Source organism: Kordia sp., assembly GCF_045105435.1.
Lineage (GTDB): Bacteria > Bacteroidota > Bacteroidia > Flavobacteriales > Flavobacteriaceae > Kordia.
The window spans coordinates 1-10431 of record NZ_JBGCDL010000319.1; the positions used below are offsets into that span (position 1 = coordinate 1).

General features: G+C 34.0%; 10 protein-coding genes. 5 read left to right on the top strand and 5 right to left on the bottom strand.

Features of this window, described 5'->3' with window-relative positions:
* Positions 1 to 57: 57 nt before the first annotated feature.
* Complete coding sequence (locus AB8B65_RS16320; RefSeq protein WP_405302339.1) at positions 58 to 504, bottom strand: COG2426 family protein; 447 nt, start codon at positions 502 to 504, stop codon at positions 58 to 60.
* A 182-nt stretch (positions 505 to 686) separates the two neighbouring features.
* On the opposite strand from AB8B65_RS16320, the gene AB8B65_RS16325 reads away from it, so the two are divergent.
* The 3 genes from AB8B65_RS16325 (at position 687) to AB8B65_RS16335 (ending at position 2050) form a co-directional block, all read left to right on the top strand.
* On the top strand, positions 687 to 1124 hold the full coding sequence (locus AB8B65_RS16325; protein WP_405302340.1) for a DUF1801 domain-containing protein: 438 nt from the start codon (positions 687 to 689) through the stop codon (positions 1122 to 1124).
* 46 nt (positions 1125 to 1170) lie between these two features.
* Complete coding sequence (locus AB8B65_RS16330) at positions 1171 to 1647, top strand: hypothetical protein (protein WP_405302341.1); 477 nt, start codon at positions 1171 to 1173, stop codon at positions 1645 to 1647.
* Positions 1648 to 1786: 139 nt separating this feature from the next.
* Positions 1787 to 2050, top strand: coding sequence for a hypothetical protein (locus AB8B65_RS16335; protein WP_405302342.1), 264 nt, complete (start codon positions 1787 to 1789; stop codon positions 2048 to 2050).
* Between the two features lie 327 nt (positions 2051 to 2377).
* On the opposite strand, the gene AB8B65_RS16340 is transcribed toward AB8B65_RS16335, so the two are convergent.
* The 3 genes from AB8B65_RS16340 to AB8B65_RS16350 form a co-directional block, all read right to left on the bottom strand.
* Positions 2378 to 2590: a hypothetical protein gene (locus AB8B65_RS16340; RefSeq protein WP_405302343.1), complete on the bottom strand. Its 213-nt coding sequence runs from the start codon at positions 2588 to 2590 to the stop codon at positions 2378 to 2380.
* A 426-nt stretch (positions 2591 to 3016) separates the two neighbouring features.
* A complete protein-coding gene (gene murB / locus AB8B65_RS16345; protein ID WP_405302347.1) occupies positions 3017 to 4033 on the bottom strand; it encodes a UDP-N-acetylmuramate dehydrogenase in 1017 nt (338 codons plus the stop codon).
* A 21-nt stretch (positions 4034 to 4054) separates the two neighbouring features.
* On the bottom strand, positions 4055 to 5245 hold the full coding sequence (locus AB8B65_RS16350) for a pyridoxal phosphate-dependent aminotransferase (RefSeq protein ID WP_405302344.1): 1191 nt from the start codon (positions 5243 to 5245) through the stop codon (positions 4055 to 4057).
* Positions 5246 to 5440: 195 nt separating this feature from the next.
* On the opposite strand from AB8B65_RS16350, the gene AB8B65_RS16355 reads away from it, so the two are divergent.
* Entirely contained in the window at positions 5441 to 6745 is a 1305-nt protein-coding gene (locus AB8B65_RS16355) for an aspartyl protease family protein (RefSeq protein ID WP_405302345.1), read from the top strand.
* A 357-nt stretch (positions 6746 to 7102) separates the two neighbouring features.
* Here the strand turns inward: AB8B65_RS16355 and AB8B65_RS16360 are convergent, their stop codons facing one another.
* Positions 7103 to 7528, bottom strand: coding sequence for a DUF1573 domain-containing protein (locus AB8B65_RS16360; protein ID WP_405302348.1), 426 nt, complete (start codon positions 7526 to 7528; stop codon positions 7103 to 7105).
* A 190-nt stretch (positions 7529 to 7718) separates the two neighbouring features.
* On the opposite strand from AB8B65_RS16360, the gene AB8B65_RS16365 reads away from it, so the two are divergent.
* Positions 7719 to 10431 (top strand): valine--tRNA ligase (locus AB8B65_RS16365; protein WP_405302346.1); only part of this gene is annotated, 2713 nt, incomplete at its 3' end.

Sequence of the window (10431 nt, forward strand, 5' to 3'; positions counted from 1 at the left end):
ATATTGGGTTTTAATTTCGCGTTAAAACGCCTAGATACCTACGAAATTTGTACTTTTTTATCTGAAGAACATAAACATAACCCACACAATTACAGAAGACAAAAAGATTCCGATAGTGTTGGCTGCAAATGCTAGTTTTCGTTCAATATTGAATAAATATGTAGCAATTGTTCCTGCGTATACACCAGTTCCAGGCAAGGGAATCATCACGAAAAGCATCAATCCCCAAAAACCGTATTTTTGAATTTTGTCTTTGGCTCCTTTTTTTGCTCTTCTCGCTACCCATAACGCTCCTTTTTTGTATGAACGATAGCGTAAAAAGTATCTGTTTACGTGATTTAGGAAAAATATCATAACAGGAAATACCAGCACATTAGCAACAAATGCAGCTACAAAAATAATGTATGGATTTACTTCTGTTTGCAGTCCAAGAGGAATTCCAACTTTGGCTTCTCCTAGCGGTGAAATGCTCCACAGCATGGTTATAAGAATATCTTCAATCACAATTTTATTTTAAAGAAATGCAAAATTACGCGAATTTGTACTGTGAACAAATTTTACTGCTGTAAAGTTTTGGTAAAAATTCATTTCGTAATTTTATAGTGTAAAGTTCTTATGGATTTACACAAAAATCTATGCTGTTTCACACTTTTTGTATCTTTGAGTTACTGCTAACTACAAATTTTATGACTCCTACAAGACCTATTCACCCTGATTTTGAACATTTTTTACAGTTAAAACCAAATTCATGTATTGAATTGTTTGTGGATTTGCGAAATTTTGTCTTAGAAATGTATCCCGATGCAAATGAACTTTTGTACCATACACATGCTTTGACAAGCGTTTTTTCGATTTCAGAGAAGCTTTCGGATGCGTTTTGCATGATTCCGATATATACGAACCATTTGAATTTTGGTTTTAATAAAGGAACGATTTTGGAAGATCCGAAAGAACTGTTACAAGGTACAGGGAAATTGATTCGGCATATTCCCGTTGCTACAATAGCACATTATAGAAATGATGCTGTAAAAAACTTGCTGAAAAATGCTATTGAATTGGCAACTTCTGACATGAAAAAGCCTTCAAAAATGATTGGTGAGACAATTTCTAAGATAAAAAAGTAACTTTTTGCGTATATTTAGACGTATACAGTAGTAAAACACAAAGATTATGATTGCATGGATTATTGCATTTTTTGGAGAACTATTTATTATTTCGGAAGAATGGAAATTTTATAAGAAAAAGAAAGAAACACGTGCGTACGAGAAAGAAAACAAGCTTCCTAAGAAACGAATGATTTCGCCACTTACACAAGCTTTTGTTGTAGTTCCTATTGTCGTTGTTGCTGTTTCGTTTTTATTTTATTCGTTTGTGAAACCAGTTCAGCAAGCGCATGAAACAAAAGATACTTTACGTACTGCAACCTATTTATTGCAGCAAGCGAAAGCACAAAATGGCGTATATCCTGAAAATATTATTGAACTTTCTCGTAAAAATCCTATTTATGGTGATTTAACTATTGATGGTTGGAAACAAGCAATTATCTACAAGAAAACTGAAAATGGAAACGCATATACCTTGATTTCTAAAGGAAAAGATGGAATTTTGAATACCGATGATGATATTTCTATGAGTTCAAAAGATTAGTAATCGTATGAAAAGTATTGTATCATTTCAAAAAATAGTTTCTTATACAAGTATTGCCGTATTCTTTTTAGTGACATTTGTATTTTTCACTTCTTATACTTCATATACTTCCTAAAAAAGGACGAAGAACAATTGACGGTTGTACCGTTTTGCGGAGTTTTTAGCTGCTGTAAATACTAGTTTAGAGTCAGAAAACGTAAAAGGAGGAGCTACAAATTCTTGCTTTATTAACGTAGATACTGGTTGTGCAAAATCTATAGGATGCAATTACACAAACACGTGTCCGACCGCATTAACATGTGTAACTGCGTGTCTGCAAACATGTCAACCAACTTGTAATGTTGGAGGAACGCAAGTAACCTGTATTATGAGTATTTCTTGTCCTGTCAATGGAATTTGCTAATTATTAGCAATCATTTTGAAAGGCGATTATTGAAGTTTTTAATAATCGCCTTTTTTATTTTAATGCTTATCGATTGTACAACAAAATGAGACAAAAATCACACTAAGGTTCAATCCTCCTTTTACTTGATGCTTTTCAAAGTTTGAAACAACTGTTTTTTTTAATTTTAATGACGTAAGATTTCTTTTTTTCATGGTATAAATATTTGATTATCTCCAAATATAGATAAATAAAGTAGGAACTAATTACGGGAATACCATAATTTATACCTATAGGTAGCTTTTAAATGTTTCAAGTTAAGCTTAATTATAGTCCTTGTCATTGAAATTAAAAAGGTTGACATCCTCCATTTGAAATACATCCATAACACTGGGCTGCACAACCCGATGAACTTGAAGCAAAACCGAGAGTATGGCCATTACAAGAACAAAGAAATTCTCCAGGTGATTCTTCAATAGGTACTAAACCTCCAAAAATAGATTTTTGTTCACTTTTTTTCAATTGTTGAACACCTGATAGATTTAAAATTGATTTTAACATAATATTAAAGTTTTAGGTTAAGAATAAACTTACAAATATTAATCGCAAAATACTTACGGTAATGCCGTAATTCATATATAGTAACCTGTTGTGCATTTTGATAAAATTTCGTCAATTCGAGTGAATTTTATGAGTGAAAATGAGTGAAATTTGTATCGAGAATAGCCTTTTTCGTACTAAAAATGTTCTCGATACTATTTTTCGTACCTCAAAATAACTCGAACTGACGTTTCATTATACTTTTGAATTCAAAACGCATAATAGGTTGTAAAAGTATTTTTTTTAATAAATGAACAAACTGTAGATTGTCAGCGGTAAAAAATCTAAAAGCAATCTAAGAAATTCACGTTTCAGTGAGAAAACATCTAAAAGCGAAGCGGTCTAACATCTAACAGTGCGCTAGCACGGTCTAACAGCGTTAGCGATCTAGATTACGTTCACTTCCGCAACAATAGAAATATTAAATTTCTCGAAAACAGATTTTTGTATTTTTTTCGCTAAGGCTAGAATTTCTTCTCCTTTAGCATTTCCATAATTCACTAAAACCAATGCTTGATTTTTATGAACGCCAGCGTCTCCAAAACGTTGTCCTTTAAATCCACATTGCTCAATCAACCAACCTGCAGGAACTTTAATTTCGGTATCCGACACAACATAATGTGGTGCATTTGGATGTTTTTCTTGTAAAACTTCAAATTCAGCTTTCGGAATGACAGGGTTTTTAAAGAAACTTCCGCTATTTCCAATTTCTTTTGGATCTGGCAATTTTCGTTGGCGAATCGCAATTACGGCATCACTCACATCTTTAATAGTAGGTTCACTGATATTATTACTTTCCAACTCTTGTTGAATGGCTCCGTAGGAAGTATTTAGTTGGTGATCTCTGGAAGTCAATTCAAAAAATACAGAAGTGATAATATATTTTCCTTTTGCTTCATTCTTAAAGATTGAATTTCGATAGCCAAACTTACAATCTTCCAACATGAATATCTTTTCTTCTAGTGTTTCTATATCAATGGCAGTACAACTCGTAAAAACATCTTTCAATTCTACACCATACGCGCCAATATTCTGAATTGGGGAAGTCCCAACATTTCCAGGGATTAAAGATAAGTTTTCAACGCCGCCATAATTATTTTCAATACACCAAAGTACAAATTCATGCCAGTTTTCTCCAGCCTGTACTTCAATACCAACATGACCTTGTGAACTTACGGCTAAAGCTTCTTTTCCTTTTATGTTAATATGTAACACAGGAATATCAATATCGCCAGTAAGCAACATATTGCTTCCGCCACCAAGTACAAAATATTCTGAAAATTGTGGTAGCTGTAAAGCTTCAATCAATTCCTCTTTGTTGGAAATTGAAATAAAATATTTCGCCTTTGCGTCAATACCAAATGTATTGAACTCTTTTAAGGAAACGTTATGTTGTATAGAAATCAAATACTTGTTTTTTAATAATTAAGCGTTGTATGTTTGTAAAGCTTCTTTTAAAATGGCTACAGCAGTAATTAAATCTTCTTTCTTTAATACATAGGCAATTCGGACTTGATTCAATCCAATTCCTGGCGTAGAATAAAATCCTGCTGCTGGTGCAACCATAATTGTTTCTCCATTAAAATCGAACTTTTCTAAAAGCCATTGTGCAAAATCGTCTGCACTTTCAACAGGCAATTCGGCAATACAATAAAAGGCTCCTTTCGGATTTGCCACACGAACACCGTCAATTTTTTGCAATTCTGAAACCAATGTATTTCTACGTTCTACATATTCTTCTATCACATCGTTAAAATAACTTTGTGGCGTTTCTAAAGCGGCCTCACTGGCAATTTGAGCATAAGTTGGTGGCGACAAACGTGCTTGTGCAAATTTCATCGCAGTTGCCATAAATTCTTTATTTTTTGAGACAATGCAACCAATTCGAGCGCCACACATGCTGTAACGTTTCGAAACAGAATCAATTACAATTGCATTCTCTTCCAAACCTGTTTCTTGCATCACGGAATAATGTGTTAATCCGTCATACGCAAACTCGCGGTATACTTCATCAGCCACTAAAAACAAATCATGTTTCTTTACAATGGCAGCTAATTTCTGAATTTCTTCTTTTGAATATAAATATCCTGTCGGATTTCCAGGGTTACAAATTAAAATCGCTTTTGTTTTTGGAGAAATTAATTTTTCAAACTCTTCAATAGGAGGCAATGCAAAATTATCTTCCATTTTAGACATTACAGGAACTACTTTTACGCCTGAAGCTGTTGAAAACCCGTTGTAATTTGCATAAAAAGGCTCAGGAATAATTACTTCATCACCAGCATCCATAATACTTCCAAAAGTAAATAACAAAGCTTCACTTCCGCCAGTAGTTACAATAATATCGGTTGCCGAAACGTGAATATCATTTTTTGCATAATACGCAGCAATCTTTGTTCTGTAGGCTTCCGAACCTTCTGAGCGACTATACGCAAGTACTTCAATATTATTATTTTTAATAGCATCAAGTGCTACTTGAGGTGTCTTAATATCTGGCTGACCAATATTAAGATGATATACTTTTGTACCACGTTTTTTTGCATCTTCTGCATACGGAACCAATTTGCGAATTGGCGATTGTGGCATGGCAATTCCTTTGTTAGAAATAGTTGGCATAGTCTTACATTTTAATGAATACAAAAATGCAAAATATATTTTATATTCATAAACGATTTTGCATATTTTCAATAACGTTAAAAAATGGGCAATTTTACTTTTAAAGAAAGGATTTTTTGTATATTAGTATGTTACCAATTTCCCTCGTATACTTTGCAGCTACTAAAAAAACATATCATTCTCTTTTTACTTTGTATGACAGGAATCTCTCATGCGCAAGGTGAATTCAATATTATGAACGGAGAAGATAAAGCTTCCGTTCGCTTTAAGCTGATCAATAATCTAATTATTCTTCCTGTAGAAATAAATGGTGTAGAAATGTCTTTCTTGCTAGATTCTGGAGTGAACAAGCCAATAATGTTTAGTCTAAACGCAGGCGATTCGTTAGCAATAGAACAAAAAGAACGCATTCAGCTTCGCGGTTTGGGTTCTGGTGAAACTATTGAAGCTGTAAAAGCACGATCCGACACTTTTAAAATTAGTAATATTCTAAAGTTGAATTTAGAACTATATATTATATTGGATCAAGAAATAAATATGTCTACACGTTTAGGCGTTCCCATTCATGGAATTATTGGCTACGATGTGTTTAAAGATTTTATTGTAGAAATTAATTACAGTTCGCAAAAAATTAAGTTTTACAATCCCGAAAAATACAAATACAAAAACTGTAGAAAGTGTACCGATTTACCACTTACTTTTCGAAATAACAAGCCATATATAGATGTTTCAGTAGCTATTGAAGAAGAAAAAGAGCCAGATATTCCAGTGAAATTATTAATAGATTCTGGCGGAAGTGATGCATTGTGGCTTTTTGAAGATAAAGAGAAAAATATCAATATACCTACAAAGAAATTTGACGATTTTTTAGGTCGCGGATTAAGTGGGAGTATTTATGGAATACGATCACGGGTAAAGAAATTCAATGTTGGGAAATTTACATTCGAAAATGCAAAAGTTGCGTTTCCTGATTCTACGGCAATTGCGTATGTAAAAAACTTCAAAGAACGGAATGGAAGTATTGGAGGCGAAATTTTAAAACGTTTTAAAGTCATATTCGATTATGGAAATAAACGCGTACGTCTCAGAAAAAGCAGGTATTTTTCAGATCCTTTTCATTATAACATGAGCGGAATAGAATTGCAACACAATGGCATGCGTGTTGTGCAGGAAATGAAAAAACGAAACAGTTCTTTGCAAACAAACTACGGACGTAGCAGTACCGAAGGAGGAATTAGTGTAGTTTTTGAACATTACAATTCCTTTAGTTTGGTAAAAGCGTATGAAATTGCAGAAATACGAAAAGATTCACCAGCTGCACTTGTAGGATTAAAAGAAGGTGATGTCATTATTTCTATCAATGGACGTGTAGTTGACAAGCTGACACTGAATAAAGTAACAGGAATGTTAGAAGGAAAAGAAGACAAACGAATGCGCTTAAAAGTATTACGCGGTCAAATGGTATTCCGATTTGAATTTCGATTGAAAGAAGTACTTTAGTTTGGATCGCTTCGCTTTTGGATCGCTTCGCTTTTGGATCGCTTCGCTTTTGGATCGCTTCGCTTTTGGATCGCTTCGCGATAGTTTTAAATAGATCTTATTTAAAATTAAACATTTATAATTTAAAATCTCAAAGCGTCACTTCGAGTGCAAAATCTTCGATTTTGTGTATCGAGAAGTGCTATGAAATTATTTTTTGATAAACTACACAAATTGATATTCTATAACCAATCATAAATTAAAATATCTAATTATACTTTGAAACGTATCAATACTCACGACTAACATCTATAGGTTAAAACAAAAAAATGCCTCATCAAATTGACAAGGCATCTTCCGTATTTATATTTCTTTTACTTATGACTCAATCTCTGATTTGTCTTTCATCATAATGCTTTTCGATTTTCCTGGATCAGTAATCTTTCCTTTAATCTTAATCGCCTTCGTTGGCTCATCTGCATTAGAATATACCGTAATCGTCTTTCTAATTGGTCCAACACGCTTTGTGTCATACTTTACCTCAATAACACCATTTTCACCTGGTAAAATTGGCGCATCTGGCTTTTTTGGAATTGTACATCCACAACTAGAGTATACTCTAGTAATTACTAAAGGTGCCGTTCCTGTGTTTGTAAATTCAAAAACACGAACTCCATCAGCTCCTTTTTCAATAGTTCCGTAATCAATAGTTTCTGATTTAAACTTGATCTTAGCTGTCTTTTCCTGTGCTTGTAATGCTACTGTAAATAGACCAACAAACAATATTGTAATTATTCTTTTCATCATTCTTGTATTTAGTATTACTGTAAAATTACTTACTTATTTATAATCTTACAAAAATTGTTTCATAAAAAACAAAGTAATTAGTATCAAATGCACATATTTAACAATTAAATGCAAAAGTGACAAAACACTTTTTAAATAGTATAGATATAAGTACTTTTGCAAATTATATTACAAAAACAATACCAAAATGAGTATTCAAAAGAAGTATGATCCAAGTAAGATCGAAGACAAATGGTACCAATATTGGATGGAAAACAACTATTTCCATTCAGAACCAGACGAACGTGAAGCGTATACAATAGTAATTCCGCCACCAAATGTCACAGGAGTCTTGCACATGGGACACATGCTCAACAATACCATTCAAGATGTATTAATTCGTCGCGCGCGCTTGCAAGGATACAACGCCTGTTGGGTTCCGGGAACGGATCACGCTTCTATTGCTACCGAAGCAAAGGTTGTAAATAAACTGAAGCAAGAAGGCATTAAGAAGTCCGATTTAACGCGTGAAGAGTTTTTATCCCATGCATGGGAATGGACACACAAACACGGTGGAATTATTTTAGAGCAACTAAAAAAATTAGGCGCTTCTTGCGATTGGGACAGAACAAAGTTTACACTAGATGACGATATGTCAGAAGCTGTCATCAAGACATTTGTCGATTTGTATAGCAAAGGTTTAATTTATCGTGGATATCGCATGGTGAATTGGGATCCAGAAGCAAAAACAACACTTTCAGACGAAGAAGTAATTTACGAAGAAAAACAAGGAAACTTGTACTATCTGTCGTATGCTATTGAAGGAAGCGACGAAAAAGTAACGATTGCCACAACACGTCCAGAAACCATTTTGGGTGATACTGCCATCTGTATCAACCCGAATGACGAACGTTACACACATTTAAAAGGTAAAAAAGCAATTGTTCCGTTAGTAAACAGAGTCATTCCTATTATTGAAGACGAATATGTAGACATCGAATTTGGAACAGGTTGCCTAAAAGTAACGCCTGCACATGACGAAAATGATAAAGTTTTAGGAGAAAAGCACAACTTAGAAGTAATTGATATTTTTAATGATGATGCTTCGTTGAATAGTTTCGGATTGCATTATCAAGGAAAAGATCGTTTTGTAGTTCGTAAAGAAATATCGAAAGAACTTGAAGAAAAAGGCTTTTTAATAAAAACGGAACAACATATTAATAAAGTTGGAACTTCCGAACGTACCAAAGCAGTGATTGAACCAAGATTGTCCGATCAATGGTTTTTAAAAATGGAAGATCTGGTAAAACCTGCTATTGAAGCAGTTTTGGGAGAAGACAGTGAAATTAATTTATTCCCTAAAAAGTTTGAAAATACGTATCGCCATTGGATGGAAAACATTCGCGATTGGAATATTTCACGTCAACTTTGGTGGGGACAACAAATTCCTGCTTATTATTTTGGTGATGGAAAAGAAGATTTCGCTGTGGCGGAAACGAAAGAAGCTGCATTAGCTTTAGCCAAAGCCACCACAGGAAATGAAAACCTAACGCTTAACGATTTACGCCAAGATGAAGACGCACTAGATACATGGTTTTCTTCATGGTTATGGCCAATAAGTGTTTTTGATGGAATTCGTAATCCTGAAAATGAAGAAATTAACTATTACTATCCAACAAATGACTTGGTAACTGGTCCAGATATTTTATTTTTCTGGGTTGCCCGAATGGTAATTGCAGGATACGAATACCGCGACATGAAACCGTTTACCAATGTGTATCTAACAGGTTTGGTGCGTGACAAGCAAGGTCGTAAAATGTCAAAGCAACTAGGGAATTCGCCTGATGCATTAAAACTGATAGAAGAATTTGGTGCCGATGGCGTTCGTGTTGGATTGTTATTAAGTTCTGCCGCAGGAAACGATTTATTATTCGATTTTGATCAGTTAGATGAAAATGGAAAAGTGCTAAAGCCAAAAGAAATTGAAGCGTGGAAAGCCGCAGGAAAAGAGCCAATTTACACGTCAAGCTTATGTCAGCAAGGAAAAGGATTTGCTAATAAAATATTTAACGCATACAACCTAACGCAAATTTGGGAAGTAAGTGACACAGTTGAACAACCAGAAGTTGCTAAAATTGCAATTGAATGGTATACATCGAAATTTCAAAAAGCATTAATTGCATTGGAAGATCAGTACAGTAAATATAGAATCTCAGATGCTTTGATGATTTCATACAAACTCGTTTGGGACGATTTCTGTTCATGGTTTTTGGAAATGGTAAAACCAACGTATGGTTCGCCAATTGACAAGAAAACATACGATACGGTACTTTCTTTATTTGAAGATAACTTAAAGATATTACATCCGTTTATGCCGTTCCTTACGGAAGATATTTGGCAACGTATGGCAACAAGGACGAAAGATGAAGCATTGGTAGTTTCTCGCTGGCCTAAAACGGCAGAAATCAATTCGGAATTGTTATCAGATTTCGAAATGATTCAAGAAGTAGTTGCTGGTGTAAGAACCATTCGTAAAGAGAAAAACATTTTACAGAAAAATCCAGTTTCGTTAACGATCATCAATAATGAAAAGTTTACAACGGCTTTAGATACGGTTGTTGCAAAGCTTGAAAATGTTGAAAATATCAGCTATAGTGACGAAAAGCTAGAAGGAGCTTTATCATTCCGTGTAAAATCGAATGAATACTTTATTCCTATGGAAGGCGCTATTGATGTGGAAGCAGAAATTGAGAAGCTAACAAAGGAATTGGAATATGTTCAAGGTTCGTTAAAACGTGCGCAAGGTATGCTAAACAATGAAAAATTTGTAAACAATGCAAAAGATGTTGTCGTTGATAAGCAACGAAAAATAGTTTCTGATTCAGAAGCTAAGATTGCGACATTGAAAGCGAGTTTGGAGT